This window comes from Helicobacter pylori, assembly GCF_002832345.1.
GTDB classification, from domain to species: Bacteria; Campylobacterota; Campylobacteria; order Campylobacterales; family Helicobacteraceae; genus Helicobacter; species Helicobacter pylori_CP.
Genome location: NZ_PHLZ01000012.1, coordinates 24,862 through 49,426 on the forward strand (window position 1 = coordinate 24,862; position 24,565 = coordinate 49,426).

23 protein-coding genes and 1 other RNA gene are annotated in these 24,565 nt (G+C 37.8%); 10 read left to right on the forward strand and 14 right to left on the reverse strand.

What is annotated here, in order from left to right; genetic code table 11:
• Positions 1-2 precede the first annotated feature (2 nt).
• From hemE to CXY28_RS04600, 4 genes are all read right to left on the reverse strand, one after another.
• Complete coding sequence (gene hemE, locus CXY28_RS04585) at positions 3-1,022, reverse strand: uroporphyrinogen decarboxylase (protein WP_198542610.1); 1,020 nt, start codon at positions 1,020-1,022, stop codon at positions 3-5.
• Positions 1,023-1,090: 68 nt separating this feature from the next.
• Positions 1,091-1,708 (reverse strand): hypothetical protein, encoded by a 618-nt coding sequence (locus tag CXY28_RS04590; RefSeq protein WP_198542611.1) that lies wholly within the window; start codon positions 1,706-1,708, stop codon positions 1,091-1,093.
• Positions 1,705-2,361 carry a 3-methyladenine DNA glycosylase gene (locus CXY28_RS04595; RefSeq protein WP_100979666.1) on the reverse strand — a complete coding sequence of 219 codons (657 nt, stop codon included), beginning with the start codon at positions 2,359-2,361 and terminating at the stop codon, positions 1,705-1,707. Before CXY28_RS04595 ends, CXY28_RS04590 begins: the two co-directional genes overlap by 4 nt.
• Before the next feature lie 127 nt (positions 2,362-2,488).
• Positions 2,489-4,021, reverse strand: coding sequence for a flagellin A (locus CXY28_RS04600; RefSeq protein ID WP_000885496.1), 1,533 nt, complete (start codon positions 4,019-4,021; stop codon positions 2,489-2,491).
• 175 nt (positions 4,022-4,196) lie between these two features.
• Here CXY28_RS04600 and CXY28_RS04605 point away from each other — a divergent pair, with 175 nt between their 5' ends.
• The 4 genes from CXY28_RS04605 to pbp1a all read left to right on the forward strand — a co-directional run bounded on the left by CXY28_RS04605 (position 4,197) and on the right by pbp1a (position 10,462).
• Positions 4,197-5,966, forward strand: coding sequence for an ATP-binding cassette domain-containing protein (locus CXY28_RS04605; protein ID WP_232779982.1), 1,770 nt, complete (start codon positions 4,197-4,199; stop codon positions 5,964-5,966).
• A gap of 70 nt (positions 5,967-6,036) precedes the next feature.
• Entirely contained in the window at positions 6,037-7,338 is a 1,302-nt protein-coding gene (gene tlpD, locus CXY28_RS04610) for a chemotaxis chemoreceptor TlpD (RefSeq protein WP_100974156.1), read from the forward strand.
• Between the two features lie 22 nt (positions 7,339-7,360).
• A complete protein-coding gene (locus CXY28_RS04615) occupies positions 7,361-8,482 on the forward strand; it encodes an aminotransferase class I/II-fold pyridoxal phosphate-dependent enzyme (RefSeq protein WP_100979670.1) in 1,122 nt (373 codons plus the stop codon).
• The gene (gene pbp1a / locus CXY28_RS04620; RefSeq protein ID WP_100979672.1) at positions 8,483-10,462 is read left to right on the forward strand and encodes a penicillin-binding protein 1A; all 1,980 of its coding nucleotides are present in this window, start codon (positions 8,483-8,485) and stop codon (positions 10,460-10,462) included. It abuts the gene before it with no gap.
• 2 nt (positions 10,463-10,464) lie between these two features.
• Here pbp1a and CXY28_RS04625 read toward each other — a convergent pair whose 3' ends face one another.
• The 10 genes from CXY28_RS04625 to mltG all read right to left on the reverse strand — a co-directional run bounded on the left by CXY28_RS04625 (position 10,465) and on the right by mltG (position 19,217).
• Positions 10,465-10,983, reverse strand: coding sequence for a tumor necrosis factor alpha-inducing protein (locus CXY28_RS04625; RefSeq protein ID WP_231622747.1), 519 nt, complete (start codon positions 10,981-10,983; stop codon positions 10,465-10,467).
• A 185-nt stretch (positions 10,984-11,168) separates the two neighbouring features.
• An RNA gene (rnpB, locus tag CXY28_RS04635) (RNase P RNA component class A) lies at positions 11,169-11,484 on the reverse strand.
• Between the two features lie 35 nt (positions 11,485-11,519).
• The gene (locus CXY28_RS04640) at positions 11,520-12,992 is read right to left on the reverse strand and encodes a disulfide bond formation protein B (RefSeq protein ID WP_100979674.1); all 1,473 of its coding nucleotides are present in this window, start codon (positions 12,990-12,992) and stop codon (positions 11,520-11,522) included.
• 8 nt (positions 12,993-13,000) lie between these two features.
• Positions 13,001-13,165, reverse strand: coding sequence for a hypothetical protein (locus tag CXY28_RS04645; protein WP_000394822.1), 165 nt, complete (start codon positions 13,163-13,165; stop codon positions 13,001-13,003).
• Between the two features lie 146 nt (positions 13,166-13,311).
• Entirely contained in the window at positions 13,312-15,087 is a 1,776-nt protein-coding gene (locus CXY28_RS04650; RefSeq protein ID WP_100979676.1) for an HAD-IA family hydrolase, read from the reverse strand.
• A 110-nt stretch (positions 15,088-15,197) separates the two neighbouring features.
• A complete protein-coding gene (locus tag CXY28_RS04655; RefSeq protein WP_000388045.1) occupies positions 15,198-15,752 on the reverse strand; it encodes a 2-oxoacid:acceptor oxidoreductase family protein in 555 nt (184 codons plus the stop codon).
• A complete protein-coding gene (locus tag CXY28_RS04660; RefSeq protein ID WP_000885307.1) occupies positions 15,752-16,573 on the reverse strand; it encodes a 2-oxoglutarate ferredoxin oxidoreductase subunit beta in 822 nt (273 codons plus the stop codon). The genes CXY28_RS04655 and CXY28_RS04660 overlap by 1 nt, the downstream gene beginning before the upstream one ends.
• A gap of 1 nt (position 16,574) precedes the next feature.
• Entirely contained in the window at positions 16,575-17,702 is a 1,128-nt protein-coding gene (locus tag CXY28_RS04665) for a 2-oxoglutarate synthase subunit alpha (protein ID WP_100979678.1), read from the reverse strand.
• Positions 17,702-18,043 (reverse strand): 4Fe-4S dicluster domain-containing protein, encoded by a 342-nt coding sequence (locus CXY28_RS04670; protein WP_001096897.1) that lies wholly within the window; start codon positions 18,041-18,043, stop codon positions 17,702-17,704. The genes CXY28_RS04665 and CXY28_RS04670 overlap by 1 nt, the downstream gene beginning before the upstream one ends.
• A gap of 184 nt (positions 18,044-18,227) precedes the next feature.
• The gene (gene mltG / locus CXY28_RS04675) at positions 18,228-19,217 is read right to left on the reverse strand and encodes an endolytic transglycosylase MltG (protein ID WP_100979680.1); all 990 of its coding nucleotides are present in this window, start codon (positions 19,215-19,217) and stop codon (positions 18,228-18,230) included.
• Here mltG and CXY28_RS04680 point away from each other — a divergent pair.
• The 6 genes from CXY28_RS04680 to CXY28_RS04705 form a co-directional block, all read left to right on the forward strand.
• A complete protein-coding gene (locus CXY28_RS04680) occupies positions 19,135-22,068 on the forward strand; it encodes a DUF3971 domain-containing protein (protein WP_100979682.1) in 2,934 nt (977 codons plus the stop codon). The genes mltG and CXY28_RS04680 overlap by 83 nt on opposite strands.
• 1 nt (position 22,069) lies before the next feature.
• Entirely contained in the window at positions 22,070-22,300 is a 231-nt protein-coding gene (locus CXY28_RS04685) for a FeoA family protein (RefSeq protein ID WP_000174130.1), read from the forward strand.
• Positions 22,301-22,302: 2 nt separating this feature from the next.
• Positions 22,303-22,953 carry an endonuclease III gene (gene nth / locus CXY28_RS04690; RefSeq protein ID WP_198542612.1) on the forward strand — a complete coding sequence of 217 codons (651 nt, stop codon included), beginning with the start codon at positions 22,303-22,305 and terminating at the stop codon, positions 22,951-22,953.
• An 81-nt stretch (positions 22,954-23,034) separates the two neighbouring features.
• Positions 23,035-23,406, forward strand: a complete 372-nt coding sequence (gene fliN / locus CXY28_RS04695; protein ID WP_050843968.1) for a flagellar motor switch protein FliN — start codon at positions 23,035-23,037, stop codon at positions 23,404-23,406.
• Positions 23,403-24,284 carry a hypothetical protein gene (locus CXY28_RS04700; protein WP_020946757.1) on the forward strand — a complete coding sequence of 294 codons (882 nt, stop codon included), beginning with the start codon at positions 23,403-23,405 and terminating at the stop codon, positions 24,282-24,284. Before fliN ends, CXY28_RS04700 begins: the two co-directional genes overlap by 4 nt.
• A partial coding sequence (locus tag CXY28_RS04705; RefSeq protein WP_100979687.1) for a hypothetical protein occupies positions 24,268-24,565 on the forward strand: 298 nt, incomplete at its 3' end. The genes CXY28_RS04700 and CXY28_RS04705, both read left to right, overlap by 17 nt.

Sequence of the window (24,565 nt, forward strand, 5' to 3'; positions counted from 1 at the left end):
CCCTATCGCCTGGTTTTAGCATGCACTAATTGCACTAAATATTTTGCGTTTTCTCTAGGCAGATCCGGCAACATCCCATGCCCTAAATTAAAAATATGCCCTTGATTGCCCATGACTTTTAGAATCTTTTCAACCCCTTCTTCCAAAGCGTTTTTATCATAAAGGCGGGTGGGTTCTAAATTCCCTTGCAAAACATATTTATCGCCTAAAATCTTTTTTGCCGCTTCTAAAGGCATGCCCCAATCCACGCTAAACACATCAAATTCCCCATCTATGCTGTCCAAATAAGCACCAATCCCTTTAGGGAAAAGGATAACCGGGATATGCGCATAGCGTTTTTTAAGCTCTTTAGAGATTTTTTTCAAATAATCCCAACTGAATTCCAAATACGCTTCTTTCTCTAAAGCGCTAGCCCATGAGTCAAAGATCATCACCGCATTGACCCCTGCTTGGATTTGAAGGCTCAAATACTCTATCAATTCAAGGCTTAATTTTTCTAAAAGAGCTTTTAAAACTTCAGGCTCGCTATAGAGCATTTTCTTGCTTTTAGCATACGATTTGCTCCCCTCGCCTTCAATCATGTAAGTCGCTAAAGTCCAAGGCGATCCGCAAAAACCGATTAACGCTTTCTCTTTAGAAAGCTTTTGGCGCGTTTGAGAAATCGTATCATAGACATAGTTTAGTTGTTTATAAGCCCCTACTTTTAGGCTTTCCACGCTTTTTAAATCCGTAATCGTCTCTAGAAAATGCGGCCCCTTTTTGGGGACAAACTCCAAATTCAAGCCCATTTCCAAAGGCACTACTAAAATATCGCTAAACAAAATAGCCGCATCCACGCCCAAAATCTCTACCGGCTGCAAAGTAACTTCTGTGGCTAAATCGCTATTTTGACACAATTCCAAGAAACTCCCCGCTTTTTTACGGCTCTCTTGGTATTCGCTAAGGTAACGCCCCGCTTGCCTCATCATCCAAATGGGCGTGTAAGGCGTTTCCTTTCTAAAACACGCATCAATGAAAATCATCATAAATCCTTAAAGGTTTGTCTAATTATGGTTTTTATACCCTATGGTTAGTTTTTAAAATGAATATTTTACCCTAAAAATCTCGTAAAGTCATAAAAAGTGAATGTGATACCAACAGAATAGATGTTCAATCGTGGCGTGCCAAAGGCTTTAGAAAATTTGCTTTGGATGAAATAAAAAGGGATACCACCCCTTGCTTCTACACTCAAGCCAAAATTTTTAGCCGCATTGAAAAACAAGCCCACACTCCCTACTGCTGATTGGATATTGAATTGATACTTATCAATCTTAGCCCCTAAAATTTGAAGCTGATAGCCTAAGGCGATTTTAGGGATAACCCACCCCTTAAAAAGCCTCACCCCAGCGACTAGCCCAGCGCTCATGAAATACGAATCGCCCATTCCTGCATCCAAATACCCCCCTAATAAAGCTTTCTTTTTTAAAACGAACCCTGCCTGAAAGCCTAAAGAAGCGTCATGGTAAATTTTATCCATTAAAATAGGCGGGCGGTTTTTAGGGCGGATGGGGGATCTTTTAGTCGTTTCTGCATGCTGATACAGATAGCCGATTTTAAAAGAGCCAAAATATTTTTTAGTAGGCTCTAAAGGTTTGAAAAAATTCCCATCCTTTTTAGCCAGTAAAACCCCTTTCAAAAGGCTTAAGATTAAGAAAAATCTGAAAATCAAAGCTTTAATTCCAATTTTTGTTTGGAAAATTCTACGATCTTTCCATGGAATCTCGCATAAAGTTGTGCTAAAGAAATGGTGTTTTCATAAAGCGCTAAGGCGGAATTTAAATTCTCTTGAACGCCTTTTTCAAAAAAATGTTGCAATTCGTCATAATCTTCTATCTCTATGCCTAATTTTTTTAAAAAAAGATAGCTGTATTTATCCACCACCATCACTTCTTTAGCGCACGCATAGCATAAAATCGCATCCGTGCTTTCTTTGCCAATACCTTTTTGGTCTAAAAGCCACTCTCTGGTTACTTCTTGTTGAAAATTTTCAAAACTCTGAAAGTCTTTTAAAATATTCTTACTCAAATCAATCAGTCGTTTGGCTTTTTGGTTATAAAACCCGCTAGGGCGGACACACTCTGCAAGCTTTGAAAACTCTATATAAGCGATTTTTTTAAGATTGATCTCATCATCATTTTCTAAAATGAAAGCGTTTTTTAGATTTTCTAAAGATTTCAAAACGGCTTCAAATTTAGTATTTTGCGTTAAAACCGCCCCTAATAAAGCTTCAAATTTCAAAGCGTTAGGCCACCACCAAGCAGGGGCGTTTTTCAATAAGTCCAAACTCTTTAAAGCCTTTAAAATCTCAAAACTATCCAACACAATAACCGCCTGTAATTAAAGTATAAATAAAGAAATCAAAAAGAGTATTTTATTAAAAAAGAAGCAAAAATTAAAGCGAAAAGCCAACGCTTAAAGCGTTAGCCCCATACAAACACTTTTCTCAAAACTAAGTTAAAAGCCTTAAGATATTTTGTTGAACGGTGTTGGCTTGACTCATCGCATAGCTGCCTGATTGCGCCAAAATGTTGTTTTTATTGAAATTCGCGCTCTCTTCAGCAAAATCCACATCCCTGATTTGAGACTCAGCCGCTTTAACATTCACTTGAGTGATGCTGATGTTATTCACGGTGCTAATCATTTGATTTTGCACAGAACCTAAATCAGAGCGGACTTTATCCAACATTTTCATCGCAGACTCGGCAATATCAATCACCACCATCGCGCCTCTTAAGGTTGTAACCCCAGATCCCAAGCTTTGATTGCCGCTAGCGATGACAGCGTTATAGTTCGCGCCACTGGCTGATTTGACATTAGCGTTAAAATTCCCGGTAACATCGCGCAAATTCACCGTGGTTTCTGCCACTTGAGATTCCCCAAAACCAATCGCTGTGAAGCCTAAATGCTGTGAGTCAGAAGCTGAAACCACATTGATGCTCTTAGCGTCTAAGCGTGTGAGAGAAAGCCTTCCGTAGTTAGTAGAGCCTTTTGTTAAATCCTGACCGCCGTTAACCATCGTTAAAGCGCTAGGCCCGTTACTGACGCTATCGGTTTTGATTTCAATCCCACGACCATCTATACTGCGCAAATTCAAGCGCCCTTTTTGATCCGTATAAGCTTCCACGCCGGTTTCTGAAGTAACCGCATTGATCGCTGCGACTAACCTTCCGTCTGAGTCATTTTTCTTAATATCTGCGATATTACCCAAATGAATCCCATTTAAGGTTAAATTACTCAAACTTCCTGACTGGACCGCCACATCGCTCGTGGTGATAACGCTCGCATAAGCTTTAACCCCTGTTCGGTTAGAGTTTTTGTTGATCACCTCTGCTAACACGCCAATCCCTGTGCCTGCTGAACTAGAAACTTTCACGCTCTCTAAAGTTACATCATTCACGCCATCCACTTGTTTAAATGTCAAGCTAATATCCCCAGAAGCCGTGATTAACGCACCTGTAGCGATACGAACCTGACCGATTTTATCAGAAGTGGTAGAGCCGATAGAAGCCTTAATACTTTGGTTAGAATAAGCCCCTACTTGGAATTCTTTGTTAGTGAATTGACCAGACAATAACGCTTGCCCGTTATAAGTAGTCGTGTTACCGATATTGTCTAAACCTTGAATCAAACGAACGATGTCAGATTGAATCGCTTTACGAGATTCAGTAGTTTGCCCGTCTTGAGCCGCTTGAGTCGCTTTAACCTTAACGGTGTCTAAGATTTTCAACTGCTCATCCATAGCCTTATCCGCAACCTGGATAATCCCCATGCCGTCATTCGTGTTGGCAATCGCTTGACCCAAACTGCTCGCTTGTGAACGCAAAGAATCCGCCACCGTCATGCCTGATGCGTCATCAGCCGCTTTATTAATCCTTAAACCTGAACTCAATCTCTCCAATGAAGTTTTAAGTGCATTTTGAGTGAGTGCGGATTGCACATGCGCATTCATCGCATTGATATTTGTATTGACCTGAAAAGCCATTGTTGTAACTCCTTGTTATAAAAAACCCAAAGGCATCCTTGCTTTTGGTTGGAACTATTATCGGTTAAAGTTTGAAATTTTAAAGGGCTTTATTTTAAAAGCAAAATTTAAAAGAGCATGAAAATGGACTATAATAAAGAAAATTGATACCAAATCTTATTGAATGCAAACACCAATGGATACCATAAAAAACATTCCATTAAGGACTTTTGCTTTACTCTACAAAAGCTCACCAAAACGTGTTGTGTTGGCGTCAATTATAGTGCTGTTTGTCGGCATTATTCCATCTCTAAATATCCTTGTTATGATAAGATTGATTGATATTGTGGTGAATCTATTGCAAAATCATACGCATTTTGAATACAGCTTGCTGTTACCAACTTTGCTACTATGGGGAGCCTTGCTGTTTTTAACGCATGTGTTCTCAGGAATTTCATCAAGCTTGCAAACCATTATTGCTGAACAATTTTCTATAAACATCATCACTCAGCTTGCTAATAAACTCACAAAAGTTAAAAATCTAAATTTTTTTGAAAACAAAGATCACACTATTAAGCTTAACGCTATCCATAACGGTCTATACATCCGTCCCCTAAATTATGTCAGTAATCTATTTTTTAACTTGCAACGCATTATAGGGCTTGTGAGTCTGTTTGGGATATTATTTTCCATTAGTATTTATCTACCCCTTATAATGATTTTTGCAACAGTGCCTTGTATTTTCATCTCCAATCATATAGCAAAAAAACATAGCGCTTCCATAGATAAGCTTCAAGACAAAAAAGAGAGCATACAAAATTATCTATATTCTGGACTAGATAACCAAAAGAACAAGGACAACCTATTATTTAACTTCATGCTAAATTTTCATCATAAATTCATTGAAAACAAAGAATTGTATCTTAATAATTTTGTGAAAATCGCCCAAAAAAACTTAATATTCACCATATATACTGATGTTTTAACCACCATTCTAAGTGTCGCATTATTCTTCTTAATGGTTTTTATTATTCTTTCAAAATCCATTGGTGTGGGGGCAATTGCTGGGTATATCCAAGCATTTAGCTCTACCCAACAGCAACTACAAGATTTATCATTTTATGGAAAGTGGTTTTTTGCTATCAATAAATACTTTGAAAATTATTTCTGTATTTTAGATTACAAAATGCCAAAACCAGAAACACAAATCAAATTAGAAGAAAAAATCCATAGCATTACATTTGAAAATATTAGTTTCTCTTATCCTAATTCAAAACTTATTTTTGAAAACTTTAATCTCTCTTTACACTCTGATAAAATTTATGCACTAGTCGGCAAGAATGCTAGCGGAAAAACCACGCTGATTAAATTATTGCTAGGGTTTTATATCCCAAATTCAGGTCAAATTATTATCAATAACAAATACTCGTTACAGGATTTAGAGCTAAACAGCTACCACCAACAAATGAGTGCCATATTCCAAGATTTTTCTCTTTATGCTGGGTATAGCATTGATGATAATCTTTTCATGCAAAACAACCCCACAAGAGAGCAATTAAAGCAAAAGAGAGAAATGCTAAAATCTTTTGATGAAAATTTTCAAAATTGTCTTAATGATTATAGCAACGCATTATTTGGAACACAGTATAATGGGATAGATTTTTCTCTGGGTCAAAAGCAACGCATAGCCACTATAAGAGCCTTTTTAAAACCAAGTCATTGTGTTGTTTTAGATGAGCCAAGCAGTACTATTGACCCCATTATAGAAAAAGAGTTTTTGGATTTTATTTTTAAAAAATCGCATTCTAAGATGGCTTTAATTATTACACACCGCATGAATAGTGTCAAGCAAGCTGATGAAATTATCGTTTTAGATCAAGGCAAACTAATAGAACAGGGCAACTTTGAAACCCTTATGAAAAAACAGGGATTATTTTACGAATTGTTTTTGAAGCAACAATACTAGCGAGCGGTTAAATGTTTGGTAATTTTGGGTATAATCCCAAAAGATTCAAATTTAAATAAGGAATGCCACCATGTTTGGGAATAAGCAGTTGCAGCTTCAAATCAGTCAAAAAGATTCTGAGATTGCGGAGTTAAAAAAAGAAGTCAATCTCTATCAAAGCCTTTTAAATTTGTGCTTGCATGAAGGTTTTGTGGGTATTAAAAACAATAAAGTCGTTTTTAAGAGTGGGAATCTTGCAAGCTTGAACAATTTAGAAGAACAGAGTGTTCATTTTAAAGAAAACGCAGAAAGCGTTAATTTACAAGGGGTTTCTTATTCTTTAAAAAGCCAAAATATTGATGGCGTGCAGTATTTTTCACTAGCCAAAAAAACAGGGGGTGTGGGGGAATACCATAAAAGCGATCTGTTTAAGACTTTTTGCACGAGCTTAAAAGAGGGCTTAGAGAACGCGCAAGAAAGCATGCAGTATTTCCATCAAGAAACCGGCTTGCTCTTAAATGCGGCTAAAAATGGTGAAGAGCATTCTACTGAAGGATTAGGGACCGTTAATAAAACGAGCCAAGACATTGAATCGCTTTATGAAAAGATGCAAAACGCCACTTCATTAGCGGACTCTCTCAACCAACGGAGCAATGAAATCACTCAAGTCATTTCTTTGATTGATGATATTGCAGAACAAACCAATCTCTTAGCCTTAAATGCCGCTATTGAGGCTGCACGAGCGGGCGAGCATGGGAGAGGGTTTGCGGTGGTGGCTGATGAGGTGAGAAAACTCGCTGAAAAAACCCAAAAAGCCACTAAAGAAATCGCTGTTGTCGTTAAAAGCATGCAACAAGAAGCGAACGATATTCAAACCAACACCCACGATATTAATTCTATTGTAGGCTCTATTAAGGGCGATGTAGAAGAGCTTAAATCCACCGTGAAAAACAACATGATTGTCGCGCAAGCGGCAAAATACACCATCTACAATATCAATAACCGGGTGTTTTGCGGTCTGGCCAAACTTGATCATGTGGTCTTTAAAAACAACCTTTATGGCATGGTCTTTGGCCTCAACTCCTTTGACATTACCAGCCATAAGAATTGCCGTTTAGGCAAATGGTATTATGAGGGCGCGGGCAAAGAGAATTTTTCCAACACTTCAGGCTATAGAGCTTTAGAAAGCCACCATGCGAGCGTGCATGCTGAAGCTAATGATTTGGTTAAAGCCGTTCAAGAAGACCACATTACCGATTCAAAATACCTAGAGCATAAAGTGCATTTAATGGAAGATAGCGCTAAACATGTCAAAGAAAATATTGATAAGATGTTTTACGAAAAACAAGATGAACTCAATAAAATCATTGAAAAAATCCAAAAAGGCGAATGATTTTATTCAATGAAGTGTTTTGATGTTTTCTAAATCTTTAGAAGCCCTACGCCATGCCAAACGCTACCGCAAAAGAGAGTTGTTTGACCCTTCATTAAAGGATTACGCTTCTAACGATTATTTGGGTTTGAGCGTTAAAAAAGATTTGCTTCAAAACGCATTTAATAAGCTCCAATCCTTTGACACTCATTCCCCCAAGGCTTCCATGCTAGTGAATGGCTACCACCCTTTGCATGCAGAATTAGAAGAACGATTAGCGGATTTGTTGGGGTTTGAAAGCGCTCTTTTAGTGGGGAGTGGTTTTTTGGGCAATCTGGCTTTAATAGACACCCTTTTAGTCAAAAACGCCCTCTTATTCATAGACGATCACTACCATGCAAGCGGGATTTTTAGCACTAAAACCAAGTCTAATCAAGTGGTTTTTTTCTCGCACAATGACGCTAAAGATTTACAACAAAAACTCTTCAACGCTCCTAAAAATAAACTCAAATTCATCGCCATTGAAGGGGTTTATTCTATGGATGCGAGCGTCGCTCCCTATGATTTTTATACAATCACTCAAGAGATCCCTAACGCTTTTTTAATCGTAGATGAAGCCCATAGTTTTGGGACTATCGGTGAGAATTTATTGGGTTTTTTAGAATATTATCGCATCAAAGAAAAAGACAAAATCATTAAGCTCAGCACTTTTTCTAAAGCCCTTGCGAGCTATGGGGCGTGTATTTTAGCCCCTTTACAAGTCATAGAGTTTTTAACTAATCGCGCTAAAAGCGTGATTTACACCACCGCTTTAAGCCTGTTAGACACCGCTTTGACTTTGGCCCATTTAGAATACTTTATCGCGCAAAAACAAGAATTAAAAAATGAGCTTAGCAAACACCAACAGATTATTTTTGAAACCTTAGGTATTAGAACGCTCGCAGGATTTTTTACTTTAGAATTTGAAAACAATCCCGCTCTTTTAAACGCCCATCATTTTTTGAAAGAAAAGGGGTTTTTAGTGGGAGCTATCCGCCCCCCCACGGTTTCTAAACCCCTTTTACGAGTTTCTTTATCCCTCAAAAACAGATTAGAAGACACTAAAGAGCTTGCGAACACCCTTTTAAATTATTCTAAAATACAATCTTCTTTTAAGAGTGGTTAAATGCTAAAAAAGATTTTTTATGGTTTTATCGTTTTATTTTTGATTATCATAGGGTTGTTAGCCATTCTTATCGCTCAAGTTTGGGTAACTACGGATAAGGATATTGCTAAAATTAAAGATTATCGCCCGGGCGTCGCTTCACAGATTTTAGACCGAAAAGGGCGTTTGATCGCCAATATCTATGATAAAGAATTCCGTTTTTATGCGCGTTTTGAAGAAATCCCCCCACGATTCATTGAAAGCCTTTTAGCGGTAGAAGACACCCTCTTTTTTGAACATGGGGGGATCAATTTAGACGCTATCATGCGTGCTATGATTAAAAACGCTAAAAGCGGTCGTTACACTGAAGGGGGTAGCACCCTAACCCAACAACTCGTTAAAAACATGGTGCTCACACGAGAAAAAACCCTAACCAGAAAACTCAAAGAAGCCATCATTTCTTTACGCATTGAAAAAGTCTTAAGCAAAGAAGAAATTTTAGAGCGTTATTTGAACCAAACTTTTTTTGGGCATGGGTATTATGGCGTGAAAACCGCAAGTTTAGGGTATTTTAAAAAACCCCTTGACAAACTCACGCTTAAAGAAATCACCATGTTAGTCGCCTTGCCTAGGGCTCCGAGTTTTTATGATCCTACCAAAAATTTAGAATTTTCACTTTCTAGGGCTAATGATATTTTAAGGCGGTTGTATTCTTTAGGCTGGATTTCTTCTAACGAACTCAAATCCGCTCTCAATGAAGTGCCAATCGTCTATAACCAAACTTCCACGCAAAATATCGCTCCCTATGTCGTGGATGAAGTGTTGAAGCAATTGGATCAATTAGACGGGTTAAAAACTCAAGGCTATATTATAAAGCTCACGATAGATTTGGATTACCAACGCTTAGCGTTAGAGTCCTTGCGTTTTGGGCATCAAAAAATCTTAGAAAAAATCGCTAAAGAAAAGCCAAAAACTAACGCATCTAATGAAGATGAAGACAACTTGAACGCTAGCATGATCGTTACAGACACGAGCACCGGTAAGATTTTAGCTTTAGTGGGGGGGATTGATTATAAAAAAAGCGCTTTCAATCGCGCCACGCAAGCCAAACGGCAGTTTGGGAGCGCAATCAAGCCTTTTGTGTATCAGATCGCTTTTGATAATGGCTATTCCACGACTTCTAAAATCCCTGATACCGCGCGGAACTTTGAAAATGGCAATTATAGTAAAAACAGCGCGCAAAACCACGCATGGCACCCTAGCAATTATTCCCGCAAGTTTTTAGGGCTTGTAACCTTGCAAGAAGCCTTGAGCCATTCGTTAAATCTAGCCACGATCAATTTAAGCGATCAGCTTGGCTTTGAAAAAATCTATCAATCTTTAAGCGATATGGGGTTTAAAAACCTCCCTAAAGATTTGTCTATTGTGTTAGGGAGCTTTGCTATCTCGCCCATTGAAGCGGCTGAAAAGTATTCTTTATTTTCTAATTACGGCACCATGCTCAAACCCATGCTCATTGAAAGCATCACTAACCAACAAAACGATGTCAAAACTTTCACGCCTATGGAAACCAAAAAGATCACCTCCAAAGAACAGGCTTTTTTAACCCTTTCAGTGCTGATGAATGCGGTAGAAAACGGCACAGGGAGTTTGGCTCACATTAAAGGTTTAGAAGTCGCCGGTAAAACCGGAACTTCTAATAACAATATTGACGCTTGGTTCATTGGCTTTACCCCCACCTTGCAAAGTGTGATCTGGTTTGGGAGGGACGATAACACGCCTATTAGTAAAGGAGCGACAGGAGGCGTTGTGAGTGCGCCTGTGTATTCGTATTTCATGCGTAATATTTTAGCGATTGAACCTTCTTTAAAAAGAAAGTTTGATGTCCCCAAAGGCTTGCGTAAAGAAATCGTGGATAAAATCCCCTACTATTCAACTCCTAATTCCATCACCCCCACCCCCAAAAGAACAGACGATAGCGAAGAACGCTTGTTGTTCTAAGCCTACATGGCTATAGGGACTTTAATGTCTCCGTAATTGACAGAATCTTTAAAGATTTCTTCCACTTTAGCCACAAGGATACTCACCGCTTGATTGTCTAAGGCCATTTTATGCAACCCTTCGCTCAAAGCGTCCTTATCAAAACCACGCGCACGCACTAACGCAAACACTTCCTCATTGTTAGGATTGATATAAATCCCTAAACGATCCACATTCATCAAGCTATCATAAATAGGCTGTGTCATTTGGATAAACATTTCATTAGTGATCTTTTGCTTGATGCGGTTAGATTTGGAAAGGTAAGCCTCTTTGAGTTTATGTACGATATTTTGCGCCACTCTTATTGTCGCTCTTTTGGTAGCGATTTTTTCTATTTCTTCAGTTTTCTTACCATCCACAATGTGCGAGCTATCCACCCCTTGCGTGATATACTCACTACGATTTTGCAACATCCAATAAGGCACATCTTGCAAGAAAGAATTCCTTTGTGAAGTGTTTGGGCAAGTGCAAGCCTGCAGCATCAAAACACCCAATCCGCATAAAAATAATTGCTTGCTTTTTAAAAAAGATTTTTCTAACACGCTATCCCCTTTGATTTTGATTTTATAGAGTGTAACACAAATCTTTAAGGTTTTAAACAATAATTAGGTAAAAAAATAAAAAAAAATAAAATGATTGAAACTTTGTTAAAAAAATCAACACGCAATTAAGCATTAGAATAAGCCGGGTTCTGTCAATGGATGGCCATTTATCTGGGAAATATTTTGCAATATTCCTCAAGCGAAGCGTGTATCAATTTAGACTTACCATGCACTTCTTGCTACAAATTGGGTTTGCCCAAACAAGCTAAATTGCTTTAGCTCTGGTGGGCTCTTACCCCACCCTTTCACCCTTACCTTAAAAAGGCGGTTTGCTTTCTGTGGCACTTTCCCTTAGCTTGCGCTAGCCATCCGTTAGATGGAATTTTGTCTAATGTAGCCCGGACTTTCCTCTATTCTAAAATAGCGACCATCTTCTAATGCGTTAATATATTAGAAAAAAGTAGCTTTAAAAGAGTTTAAAAATTAAGGGTATAGAGAATATTTTTATCATTCTCATAGCTCACAAGGACAAGCTCATTATCCCTAAACCCCCCAGCGCTGATATTTTTAATCTCTTTAGGCAAGCCATAAACTTCAAGGATCTCTTCTTTTGTGGGGTCTATGACTAAAAGCGTGTTAAATTCCTTACTGAACGCATAAAGCTTATTATCCTTTAAAGCCAACGCGCTGATAACTAACTCGCCCAATTTCCTTTTTTCTTTAAGTTTGGCATTGCCCAGTTCAAGCAAAAACTCCCCATGCACTTGTTTGTCGCTATTACGCATAGAGATAATAATCAAATCCTTATAACGCTTGTTAGGAGCGGTGATCAAATAAGTGAATTTAGCCCCTCTTCTTGCAGCACTAACATAATAGTTTTTCGCCCTAGAAGTTTTCAAGCGGGTTCGTTCCACTTCATCAAAAGAGTTGGCCCCTTCTAAAAAATAAGGGAAATTTTTAAGCGCGTTAGCGTTTTTGTTAGGAGTGATTTCTACGCTCGTTTTATTATTGCCCATGATCACAATGTTTTCATCTTCGTTAAAATCCGCCCCCACGAACGACCCCACCGTCGCGCTATAATAGCTATCTAGCACCATATGGCTATGAATGGTTTTCAAATCGTTACTTACAAGATAAAGGCCTTGGTTTTCTGTAGTAAGAATCGCCTTGTCTTCATTGAAATTCAAATCCGTGATCGCTCCATTCAATTTTAAAAAAAGCTCTTCTTTTTTCTTAATATTCAACGCTTTTGCGATTTCTAAAGGCGAATGATCATAATCATTATCTCTAGGCAAAGCGCTCAATTTCAAAGGCTCACCCACATCTCTTCTGCCTAAAACGCTTCTTGGGAATTTCAAATGATCCCAATTCTCCATAGACCAGACCGATTCTTTCAAATTCCACGAAAAACGCACCGGATCGCTTTGCCCTATGTAAGGGAAAGGCCCGGTAGAAATGAACGCTTGCACGGCGTTAGAACCCACCACTATAAAGAAAACATAAAAAGCGCTTTTTTGGAGCGCGTTTAATGAATAATCTTTAAAAAGTTGGGTATTAGGGGCAAAAAAGAGCAAAACCGCTAAAAGCACCACCACGCTAAAAAAGACAAAAAGCGCCCAAAACTGCGTGTGCAAGCCCAAAATAGCGAGCGCGAATCCCTGCCCCACATCTTCTAAAGCATGGCTACCGGTATGATAAAAGCTCTCATGCAGCCCGCTACTAGCCATAAGCAATAGCAAGGCAATGTATTTAGGCTTAAACCCAAAACGCACCACCAAAAGTGCCACAGCCCCTATTAAAATCATGTTGATGCGTTGCGCCCAGCAAAAAATACAAGGCGAATCTTTCAAAACATAGCCAAAATAAAAATTCGCCAAACCCACAGGAAAGATCAAAATCCCTAAAATTGCCAAAGAAAAAAGATTGTAAAATCGGGTTTCTTTATTCATGCATACCCCTATAAATTCATGTTAGGCAAAACGCTAGAGCTGTGGGCTATAAAAATGATAAGCTCAACCAACCACACCACCATCAAAATCCCAAACGCCCAATTTTCTTTTTCAGGCTTTTTAAACGCTATCAAAATAGCGGCTAGACTCAAAAGCAGTCCTAAAAACTCCATGCCATTCCTTAAAATTTTCGTAGGATTATACTCAAAAACGGATTATTTGATAAATAAAAAATATCTAGTGGATAACTTTTGAGAGAATTATATTAAGGGAGAAAGCCCTATTTATCCATATTTGATTAAAAACAGAGCCAATTTTATCATTTCTTTTTTAACTTCCCATAGATTTTTTTAATTAGAGATAATATTTTAAACAACCTCTCTTGCTTGTTTGTCCTAAGGCTTCTTTTTAATACGCCATAACTTTGTGAAGGTTTTAAAATACAAGACAACAAAGAAACATCGTTGCAAAACAAGGGCAGAGCGTTTTTATGCGTTGCGTCTGGAAGAAAATAAATTTGTTTAAATTGCTCTTGATCTTGAATACTAGGATTGTCAATAAAGAAATTGACCCATTTTATCACATCATGAATGTCTAAAAAAATTTGACTTTCTTTAAAATATGAAGCATATCCAACAGCCCCTTCTACTATTTTTTCATAAGCTTTAGAGCGGTGTTTTTCACAAGATGAAACGTCTTTTTGATAAATTGGAACGCCATTTTCTACATTTAAAATAGGGTATTCAGGGCTTGTTAGCAAAAACTCCATAAAATCCCAATTATGAAAATAAACGGATTTAGGGTGTGAAAAAGGTAAGAAACTCACGCAATCATAATTTAAAATTCTTAGGAGATCCACATAGCACCCAAAAACTTCTTTGTTTAAAGCTTTTTGGATTAACCCTTGCGAAGAATAGCCTAAAGTAATCGTATCTACAATAGCGATATTTCCCTCTAAATTTGATGAAGACAAATATTTTCTGTAATTATCTAAACATTTTAACGCTAAATGGCGGCAGTATTCAAAGTTACTACATATGTATATATAGGCTTGTTGGTTGGTGGTGATTTGCTTCTTTTTAATTTCTTCTTCGCCTTCTAAAATACGCAAAATTTCCAAACTCTCGCTCTCTACGACTTCTAAAAATACCGCTTTTTTTAAAATTCTGGGAGCATAGACATAAGTAGTTTTATATGAATTTGGATATAAAATATTAAAAATTTTTTGCAATAAATAACCATCTCGCGCAACAAACACTAAAGTATCAATATTTCTTTTATGAATTTCCTTATAGATAAACTGGCAATAAGCAACAGCTGCAATTCCTGCCTGCATCGCTCCCAAAAGAAACCAATAATCAAATTTTTCATGTTTTTGAATATAATTTTTATAAAAAACGCATAAAGATCCTAAAATAAAACTTTGCGCAACACTGGTTGGATTAAATGTTTTGTATTTAGGAAAAACTTCTTCTAATTGTTTCAACACGCTTTTTCTAAATAGCGTTGCTATGCCTAAACTTTTAGGCATAGCGTCATCTGCCCAAGAATTATCACCGATATGCAACATCTGCGTATTAGTAATATTTTCTTGTTTTAAAACATGCTTAAACAAATCCTTTGAATGTTTAGTAAGCATTATATGGTTACTAAGATAGAAATTTGTATAACCATCAAAACCCTTAGAAATTAAAATATCTTCAAGGACCTCTAAGGGTAAATACATATCTGATACAATAATCACTCTCTTATTGTTCTCTTTAGCGAAACGATAGAGTTCTAACATCTCTAAGTTTGGAATAAGCATCTCTTTTTCAGTGGCAATTTCTACTCCCTTATATGAATGAAACTCTTTTGGGATTTGATGATAAATTTCATCTAGAGTAATGTCTTGTTTTTTACTGATTTCTCTAGATTGCATTTCTGCCAGGATTCTTGCTTGATGAAAACCTTTAATATTGTATTTAGTCTCAATATACAAAAATAAATCTGTGGGTTTAATGAAAGGTCTTAGAAGAAGGGTATCAAAAATATCAAAAGAAATCACATCATATTTTAAAATCTCACTTTTTGCCCCATCCAAAAATTTGTGCATATAAGAATCCTTTTTAAAATTTTAACATTATATCTTTTTTTTTTTTTTAAAAATACAAAAAAAGGGGAAAAAGCTATAGCTAAAGAAAAATAAGATAAGGAGTTACCCCCTTATTTTTTCAAAGCTTCTAAAGCATGTTTTTTGCCAATTTCAAAGGCTTTTTTGTTCGTTTCAGCGACTTTTGCAGGGACTTTTTTAAGCATGGTGTCTAGCACGATATTTTCTTCTACGCATTTGGTAAGCTCCACGGTAATGGCTAACGCTACCACAGATTGCGTGATAATGTTACCCACTTCATCTTTAGCGATGCTGATAATGGGGATTTTATAAATTTGATACTTTTCTTCATCTTCTTTAGTGGGGGTTACCAAATTGGGATCAATGACAACGATACCGCCTTTTTTAATATCGCTTTTAAACTGGTTGTAGCTGATTTGAGCGACTGAAAGCATGAAATCAATCTCGCCCTCTTTAGCATAAGGGAAAATGATTTCATCTCTGTCTAGCAAAATATCCACTTTAGTGGGTCCTCCACGCACTTGCGAAGTGTAGGTGGAAGTCTTAGTGCCATAGCCCCCACTCACAATCTTAGCTTCAGCTAAAATCTCCCCCGCTAACAACACGCCTTGCCCTCCAACGCCCGTAAATCGTAATTGCGCTTCCATTATTGTTTTCCTTGTGCTTTTTCAATGATTTCTTGATACGCTTCGCAATATTCTTTCCTGTCCGTGTCATGCTTTAAAACGCCTGTAGGGAATTTATCCACCCTTTCTTCAGGGCTCATGGCTTCAAATTGGCGTTTGCTCACCAATCGGCTTTCCATCCATTTTAGCATTTGAGACGCTTCGCCCATTTTATTTTTACGCCCTAAATTGATATGGCAATTACTATGGACATCAAAGAAGCTAAAGCCCTTGTGTGTAAAGCCTTCTTTAAGCACTTTTTCTAATTTTTGAGGGTCTAAAACGCTCTCTCTGGCCACAAAACTCGCCCCGGCGGCGGTGGTTAAAGCGCATGGGTCAAATTGGTTATCAATATTCCCCCATTGAGCCGTAACCGTCCACATGCCATTAGGCGTGGTGGGCGAAGTTTGGGAGTTGGTCAAACCATAAATGAAATTATTCACTAAAATAAAATTCAAATCAATGTTTCTTCTGCATGCATGCATGGTGTGGTTGCCTCCAATCGCAAAGCCATCGCCATCGCCAGAAACCACAATCACATGCTTACTAGGGTTAGCTAGTTTAATCCCTGTCGCATACGCTACAGCCCTGCCATGCGTGGTGTGAACGGTGTTGCAATTCACATACGAACTCATGCGCCCGCTGCAACCAATCCCGCTCACCAAACACACATCATCCATTTTCCAACCTAAAGCGTCAATCGTGCGGATAATGGATTTTAAAATCACGCCATCGCCACAGCCCCAACACCACAAAGTGGGTATTTTATCCACACGCAAATATTCATCATAATTAAACGCCATTTTAAAGCTCCTTCAACTTTGCGATGATTTGTTTAGGCGAAATCGTGCGCCCATTGGCTTGCCCAAAGAAATGCACCTTTCTTTGCATAGCCCTTTCAATTTCTTCTAAATACTGCCCCTTATTCAATTCAATCACAAGGATTTTTTCGTATTTATCCCCTATTTCTTTCAAGCGTTTAGCCGGGCTTGGCCATAAGGTTTTAGGCCTGAAAAAGCCGACTTTTTGCTTGCTTTCTTTATTGTAATCTTTCAAGGCTTCTTTAACCGCTAGAGAAACCGAACCATAAGCAATAACAACAATTTCAGCACTCTCTAAATCCATTTCCTCATTTTCGTTGATAATGTCTTGCTTGGATTCAATCTTATTAAATAATCTGTCAATCAAATCCCCACCGATTTTAGCGTCTTCAGTAGGAAAGCCAATAGGCCCATGGTGCAAGCCTGAAACATGGTAGCGATAGCCTTTAAAGAAAGGGTTTAAGACAGCCGGCTCATCTTGCGCGACCCCATAAGGTTTGTAGTCTTTTTTATCGCCCACAAATTCCTTACGATTAATAGTCATCTTTTGCACTTCTTCTAAATCCGGGATTTGCACCTTGCCATACATATGCCCCACGGTTTCATCCATGAGCAAGAATACAGGAGTCATGAGCATTTCAGCCAAATTGAACGCACGAACGGTTTCGGTGTAAGCTTCTTCTAAATTCGCAGGAGCGAGCGCAACGGCTTTAAAATCCCCATGTATGGGGTGTCTTAAGAAATTCACATCGCCTTGAGCCACACGAGTGGGCATTCCGGTTGATGGGCCTGAACGCATCACATCAGCGATCACTAAAGGGATTTCTGCCATGAAAGAATAACCGATTTGCTCCACTTTCAATGAAATACCAGGTCCAGAGCTCGCTGTCATAGACTTCGTCCCGCTCATGCTCGCTCCTAAAGACACACTAATCCCGCTGATTTCATCTTCCATTTGGATAAAATGGCCGCCGCATTTGGGCAGAGCCACGCTCATCGCATGCATAATATCCGAACTTGGCGTGATAGGATAGCCCCCAAAAAACCGACACCCCACTTCAATCGCCGCTTTAGCGACTAATTCATTCCCATCAGAAATAATCTCACGCATTATTTGCCTCTCCCTTCTAAAATAGTCTCTTCTAAGAGCATGTATTTATTGGCCTTAACCTTTTGGCTTCTTTCTTGGGCTTCTTTAGAAACTTTAGCGAATTTGAAATCCTTCCTGTCAGCCACATAAATCGCAAAGTCCGGGCAGTGCAATTCGCATTGCACGCAACCGATACAACTCTCTGGATAGGCTACTTTGGCCACTTTTCCAAGCACCCTTTCTTTTTCAATCCCCATGCCAAGAACCCCAGCAGGGCATACCGATACGCAAATATCACAACCCTTACACCTGTCTTCATTCACCCAAACGGCAACCCCATCTGGAGCGCTCATTTTAGCCATTCATTCTCCTTTGTGCTAAAAGCTGTTTTTAAAGCCCTAGCAATCAAAATTTGCCTAAAATTGTAGCAAGCCTTTTTTAATAAATTCTAAAATGCTTTAATAGTAGGAACTTAAAATTGAAATGAGAAAATACTAAACACTTTTTACTCAATTTAAAAGAAAAAACGCCTCATTAACCTTAATTTTAAAAATGATTATTAGAAAGATTAATGTTTTTTAAATGCTCCTTATAAGTCGCGCTGAAAGCATGTTTTTTATCCGGCATTTTCACAAAATACAAGAAATCCGTTTTTTTAGGGAAAACCACGGCTTTGATTGCTTCTAGGCTCACGCTCCCTACAGGATTTTTAGGCAAGCCCTTAAATTTATAGGTGTTATAGGGGGTGTTATCGGTTTTAATGCGTTCTTTGGTTACTTTAGCGTGTGAAAATTCCTGATAATTCAAAGCCCCATCCATTTGCAAAGGCATGCCTTTTTTCAAGCGGTTAAAAATCACGCTCGCAATCAAGGGCATTTCTTCAGTATTAGCGGCTTCTTTTTGCACAATGGAAGCGAGAATGATTTTTTCAAACCACTCTTCTTTATGGTAGTATCCAAGCCATTGTTTGCTTAAAGCTTCGTGTTTTTTGAGAGATTGACTGATTAAAGTTTGCATGATTTTAAAAGCGTCCTCCCCTAAAGGCAAATGATAAGTGTCTGGCCATATCACCCCATCTTCTATCACAGCGCCATCCAATCGTGGAGCGATGCTTTCATAAGCTTCATTGAGATCGCTTGTTTCTAGTTGGTAAGTCTCGCTCAAAATTTGCGTGAAAAAATAGCGGGTTTCTCCAGGGATTAAAGTCGCGCTTTTTTGCGCCGCTTTCGCTTTAATCAAACGGACTAAAAAATCCCCCCTCCTTAAAGCCCCATCGCCCATATCAATATAACCTTTTTTGGGCATGCCCATCAGGCGTAAAAAAAGCAAATCTAAAGCGTTAATATCCACGCCTTGCTCTTTTAAAGAAAAAAACACTTTTTTGAGCGAACCTTGCGGGACAACCACCACTTTGTTAGGATAAATTGGTATACTTAAATAAAAAAGAATACTAATGAATAAAAGAAAACATGTATCCAAGAAAGTATTTAATGTCATTATCTTGTTTGTGGCAGTATTCACTCTTTTAGTCGTCATTCACAAAACCCTTTCAAACGGCATTCACATACAAAATTTAAAAATCGGGAAGCTTGGCATTTCTGAATTATACTTAAAACTTAACAACAAGCTTTCTTTAGAAATTGAACGCATTGATCTCTCTTCTTTCTTCCATCAAAAACCCACTAAAAAGCATTTAGAAGTTTCTGATTTGATTAAAAATATCCGTTATGGCATTTGGGCGGTGTCTTATTTTGAAAAGCTTAAAGTCAAAGAAATCATTTTAGACGATAAAAATAAAGCCAATATCTTTTTTGATGGGAATAAATACGAGTTGGAATTTCCAGGAGTCAAAGGGGAATTTTCCCTAGAAGACGATAAAAACATCAAGCTTAAGATCATCAATTTGCTTTTTAAAGACATTAAAGTCCAAGTAGATGGCAACGCCCACTATTCACCTAAAGCTAGGAAAATGGCGTTCAATTTGATTGTCAAGCCTTTAATTGAACCCAGCGCTGCAATTTATTTGCAAGGGCTAACCGATTTAAAAACCATAGAATTAAAAATTAACACTTCTCCAATGAAAAGCTTGGCGTTTTTAAAGCCTCTTTTCCAACGTCAATCGCAAAAAAATTTAAAAACATGGATTTTTGACAAGATCCAATTTGCTAGCTTTAAGATTGATAACGCTTTAATTAAAGCCAATTTCACTCCCAGCGAGTTTGTCCCATCGCTTTTAGAAAATTCTGTAGCCAAAGCCACTTTGATTAAACCTTCAGTCGTTTTCAATGATGGCTTATCGCCCATTAAAATGGATAAAACCGAATTAGTTTTCAAAAACAAACAGCTCCTCATACAACCCCAAAAAATCACTTATGAAACCATGGAATTAACCGGCTCTTACGCCACTTTTTCCAATTTGTTAGAAGCCCCTAAGTTGGAGATTTTTTTAAAAACGACCCCTAATTATTATGGCGATAGCATTAAGGATTTATTGAGTGCTTATAAAGTCGTTTTACCTTTGGATAAAATCAGCATGCCATCTAGTGCAGATTTGAAACTCACCTTACAATTTTTGAAAAACACCGCCCCCTTATTTAGCGTTCAAGGCAGCGTTAATTTGCAAGAAGGCACTCTCTCGCTCTATAATATCCCCCTTTATACGCAAAACGCTAATATAAGCTTAGATATTACCCAAGAATACCAATACATTTACATAGAAACTACCCACACCCGCTATGAAAACATGCTGGATTTAGACGCTAAAATCGCTTTAGATTTGAATAAAAAAACCCTTTCTTTAGATTCTTTAGTCCATAAAGTACGATTCAACACTAACAATAATATCAACATGCGTTCTTATGGCTTGAATAACGACCAAGATAACCCACAGCCTACTAAATTTTCTTTGGATTTAAAAAGCTTGCATTCTGTTATTCAAGAGGGTGAAAACTCAGAGGTGTTTAGAAGAAAAATCATAGACACCATTAAAGCCCAAAGTGAAGATAAATTCACTAAAGATGTTTTTTACGCTACAGGAGACACTCTTAAAAACCTTTCTTTGAATTTTGATTTTTCTAACCCCAACCACATGCAATGGAGCGTGCCACAACTTTTATTAGAGGGCGAATTTAAAGATAACGCCTATGTTTTTAGAATCAAAGATTTGAAAAAAATCAAGCCCTATTCCCCTATTATGAAATATTTCGCCTTAGAAGATGGCTCTTTAGAAGTTTCTACGAGCGATTTTATCAATATTGATTTTTTTGCTAAGGACTTGAAAATCACTTTACCCATCTATCATAGCAACGGCAAGCAGTTTAATTCCCTCTCTTTATTTGGATCTATTAATAAAGATGAAATTTCTGTCTATACTCCAAGCAAAAGCATATCTATAAAAGTTAAGGGGGATCAAAAGGATATTACCCTTAATAACATTGATTTGAGTATTGATGATTTTTTAGATAGTAAGATGCCAGCGATTGCGGGATTATTCTCCAAAGAACGAAAAGAAAAGCCTAGCTCTAAAGAAATCCAAGATGAAGATATTTTCATTAGCGCCAAGCAACGCTATGAAAAAGCCCACAAAATTATCCCTATCTCTACACGCATCCATGCTAAAGATGTCGTGTTAATCTATAAAAAAATGCCTTTTCCTTTAGAAAATCTTGATATTGTCGCTCAAGATGACAGAGTGAAAATTGATGGCAATTATAAAAACGCCATGATCATGGCGGATTTAGTGCATGGGGCTTTGTATCTTAAGGCTCATAATTTTAGCGGGGATTATATCAATACCATCCTCCAAAAAGATTTCGTAGAAGGGGGCTTATTCACGCTTATTGGGGCTCTTGAAGATCAGGTTTTCAACGGCGAATTGAAATTCCAAAACACAAGCTTAAAGAATTTCGCCCTCATGCAAAACATGATCAATCTCATCAACACCATTCCCTCTCTCATTGTCTTTAGGAACCCTCATTTAGGGGCTAATGGCTATCAAATCAAAAAGGGGTCTGTTGTTTTTGGAATCACTAAAGAATATTTAGGGTTAGAAAAAATTGATCTTATCGGCAAAACGCTTGATATTGCTGGCAATGGGATTATTGAATTAGACAAAAACAAATTGGATTTGAATTTAGAAGTTTCCACTATCAAGGCTTTGAGTAATGTCTTAAATAAAATCCCTATTGTGGGTTATCTTGTCTTAGGAAAAGGAGGTAAAATCACCACTAACGTGAATGTCAAAGGCACGCTGGATAAACCTAAAACTCAAGTAACTTTAGCATCAGATATTATCCAAGCACCTTTTAAAATCTTGCGCCGTATTTTCACACCTATTGACATCATCGTGGATGAAGTCAAAAAAAACATTGATTCAAAAAGGAAGTAAAATGACGCTCAATGAAGCCATTAAAGACAAAGTTTATGAAATCGTAGAAATCGCTAACTGCGATGAAGCCCTTAAAAAACGCTTTCTCTCTTTTGGTATCCATGAAGGGGTTCAATGCATTCTTTTGCATTATTCCATGAAAAAAGCCACGCTTTCGGTTAAAATCAACCGCATTCAAGTGGCTTTAAGATCCCATGAAGCGCAATACCTTGTCATCAAAGAAAGCGTGTGAAAATGGGTTTAAAACGCGCTAAAACTCACCAAAAAGCCCAACAAATCAAAGAGTTGCTCTTAAAACATTACCCCAACCAAACCACCGAATTGCACCATAAAAACCCCTATGAATTGCTGGTGGCGACCATTTTAAGCGCTCAATGCACGGACGCTAGAGTGAATCAAATAACGCCCAAGCTATTTGAAAAATACCCGAGCGTGAACGATTTAGCCCTCGCTTCTTTAGAAGAGGTTAAAGAGATTATTAAATCCGTTTCGTATTTCAACAATAAAAGCAAGCATTTAATCAGTATGGCGCAAAAAGTGGTTAGGGATTTTAAGGGCGTTATCCCCTCTACGCAAAAAGAATTGATGAGTCTAGATGGCGTGGGGCAAAAAACCGCTAATGTGGTGCTTTCAGTGTGTTTTGATGCAAATTATATAGCCGTAGATACCCATGTGTTCCGCGCAACACACCGCTTAGGCTTAAGCAACGCTAAAGATCCCATTAAAACCGAAGAAGAACTCAGCGATCTTTTTAAAGACAACCTATCCAAACTCCACCATGCCTTAATCTTGTTTGGCCGCTACACCTGCAAGGCTAAAAACCCCTTATGCGGCGCGTGTTTTTTAAAGGAATTTTGCGTTTCTAAAGCTAGCTTTAAAGCGTAGTGGCTTTATTTGTTATAAAATTTATAGTAAAATTAAGATTTTATAATCAAAGTCAAATCATTCTTGAAAGAGTAGAGTTTTATGTCAGAAACAGAAGCTAATAAGTTAAAAATAGCCGAAAAAGAGAAAGAAAAAGCTAGCAAGGAAAGAGAACTAGAGCTTTCCACTTATTTAGAAGAACTCATTTGCGATTATAAAAACCTTTTAGACATGGAGATTGTTTTTAGCGCCGAACTTGGCTCTACGCAAATCCCTTTATTACAAATCTTGCGTTTTGAAAAAGGCTCTGTGATTGATTTGCAAAAACCCGCCGGAGAAAGCGTGGATACTTTTGTGAATGGGCGGGTTATTGGTAAGGGTGAGGTGATGGTTTTTGAAAGGAATTTAGCCATTCGTTTGAATGAAATCCTAGATTCTAACGCCATTGTGTATTATCTCGCTAAAAATTCATGAGATTGTTGTTCTTGTTATTGAGTGCTGCTTTGATGTTACTGGCTGAAGAAAAAATACCTTTAAATGATGATGCCCCCATTAAATTGGTGCATTGGCAAAATGCACTAAAAGAAATCCAACCTGATTCAAACGCTCTAACAACCCCACCTATAAAAGCCGTGCAAACCACGCTCACTTTTGAAACGCCTTTTAACAAAACGCCTAAAATCATGGAAGTTGAAGGGCAAAAGGTGATCGTTTTAAAAAACGCTAAACTGGATTCTAAAAAAATGATGGATTTTAAAGAAGCCTCTTTAAATGCATTAGAAATGTTTTCCTACCAAAATGACATCTACCTCTTGTCTAAAAAAGCCACAACAGAATTAGAAATCCAAGCTTCAAACAGCAAGGATAAAAAACGCATCCGCTTTCTCTTTTTACCTAGAGGTTTTCATTTAGCCCCACCGCCTAACCTGAAAGAAAAATCTCAGCAAACTAACCTTACACAAAAAGACACCAACGAGCAACCCCAAAGCCCCTTAAACGCTCTAGAGTTAAAACCCCCACTGGATTTAAGCCATGCTTACAAGGGGTTAGCGGTTATTGTTGCCTTACTCTTAATATTGTATATAATCAAAAAAAAAATTGTTCCTACACAAGGGTCTTTTTCTGCAAAAGATTTTAAGTTAGAAGTTAGTGTTTTGGGTCGTGTTGATGCGAACCATAAAATCATTTCCATAGAAACCAATAAGGAGCGTTACTTGGTTTTATTAAGCGACAAATACGGCCTGCTTTTAGACAAAATAAGCCCAAAAACATCTAAAGAAGAACTGATTAAAGAAGCTGAAAATAATATAAAGAATTCAAAATTAGGAAATTTATATGACGGAAAATTCTAAACTACAACCTGCTAAGTTAGGGAAAAATTTTGACCCTGTGGATCATTCTAACAGGAATTTTTTCTTTTCTCTCATTCTGTCTGTATTGTTACACTGGTTGATTTATTTTTTATTTGAACACAGAGAAGATTTTTTCCCTTCAAAACCCAAGCTCGTTAAATTAAATCCTGAAAATTTATTGGTTTTAAAAAGAGGCCATTCACAAGATCCCAATAAAAACAACCCAGGTGCTCCTAAACCCACGCTAGCTGGCCCTCAAAAACCCCCAACACCCCCCACCC

Excerpts from the sequence above, each read along its gene's own strand:
- hemE (WP_198542610.1), bottom strand. The coding sequence starts at position 1,022 with ATGATTTTCATTGATGCGTGTTTTAGAAAGGAAACGCCTTACACGCCC.
- CXY28_RS04600 (WP_000885496.1), bottom strand. The coding sequence starts at position 4,021 with ATGGCTTTTCAGGTCAATACAAATATCAATGCGATGAATGCGCATGTG.
- CXY28_RS04605 (WP_232779982.1), top strand. The coding sequence starts at position 4,197 with ATGGATACCATAAAAAACATTCCATTAAGGACTTTTGCTTTACTCTAC.
- tlpD (WP_100974156.1), top strand. The coding sequence starts at position 6,037 with ATGTTTGGGAATAAGCAGTTGCAGCTTCAAATCAGTCAAAAAGATTCT.
- CXY28_RS04615 (WP_100979670.1), top strand. The coding sequence starts at position 7,361 with ATGTTTTCTAAATCTTTAGAAGCCCTACGCCATGCCAAACGCTACCGC.
- pbp1a (WP_100979672.1), top strand. The coding sequence starts at position 8,483 with ATGCTAAAAAAGATTTTTTATGGTTTTATCGTTTTATTTTTGATTATC.
- CXY28_RS04625 (WP_231622747.1), bottom strand. The coding sequence starts at position 10,983 with ATGCTGCAGGCTTGCACTTGCCCAAACACTTCACAAAGGAATTCTTTC.
- CXY28_RS04640 (WP_100979674.1), bottom strand. The coding sequence starts at position 12,992 with ATGAATAAAGAAACCCGATTTTACAATCTTTTTTCTTTGGCAATTTTA.
- CXY28_RS04645 (WP_000394822.1), bottom strand. The coding sequence starts at position 13,165 with ATGGAGTTTTTAGGACTGCTTTTGAGTCTAGCCGCTATTTTGATAGCG.
- CXY28_RS04650 (WP_100979676.1), bottom strand. The coding sequence starts at position 15,087 with ATGCACAAATTTTTGGATGGGGCAAAAAGTGAGATTTTAAAATATGAT.
- CXY28_RS04655 (WP_000388045.1), bottom strand. The coding sequence starts at position 15,752 with ATGGAAGCGCAATTACGATTTACGGGCGTTGGAGGGCAAGGCGTGTTG.
- CXY28_RS04660 (WP_000885307.1), bottom strand. The coding sequence starts at position 16,573 with ATGGCGTTTAATTATGATGAATATTTGCGTGTGGATAAAATACCCACT.
- CXY28_RS04665 (WP_100979678.1), bottom strand. The coding sequence starts at position 17,702 with ATGCGTGAGATTATTTCTGATGGGAATGAATTAGTCGCTAAAGCGGCG.
- CXY28_RS04670 (WP_001096897.1), bottom strand. The coding sequence starts at position 18,043 with ATGGCTAAAATGAGCGCTCCAGATGGGGTTGCCGTTTGGGTGAATGAA.
- CXY28_RS04680 (WP_100979682.1), top strand. The coding sequence starts at position 19,135 with ATGAATAAAAGAAAACATGTATCCAAGAAAGTATTTAATGTCATTATC.
- mltG (WP_100979680.1), bottom strand. The coding sequence starts at position 19,217 with ATGACGACTAAAAGAGTGAATACTGCCACAAACAAGATAATGACATTA.
- CXY28_RS04685 (WP_000174130.1), top strand. The coding sequence starts at position 22,070 with ATGACGCTCAATGAAGCCATTAAAGACAAAGTTTATGAAATCGTAGAA.
- nth (WP_198542612.1), top strand. The coding sequence starts at position 22,303 with ATGGGTTTAAAACGCGCTAAAACTCACCAAAAAGCCCAACAAATCAAA.
- fliN (WP_050843968.1), top strand. The coding sequence starts at position 23,035 with ATGTCAGAAACAGAAGCTAATAAGTTAAAAATAGCCGAAAAAGAGAAA.
- CXY28_RS04700 (WP_020946757.1), top strand. The coding sequence starts at position 23,403 with ATGAGATTGTTGTTCTTGTTATTGAGTGCTGCTTTGATGTTACTGGCT.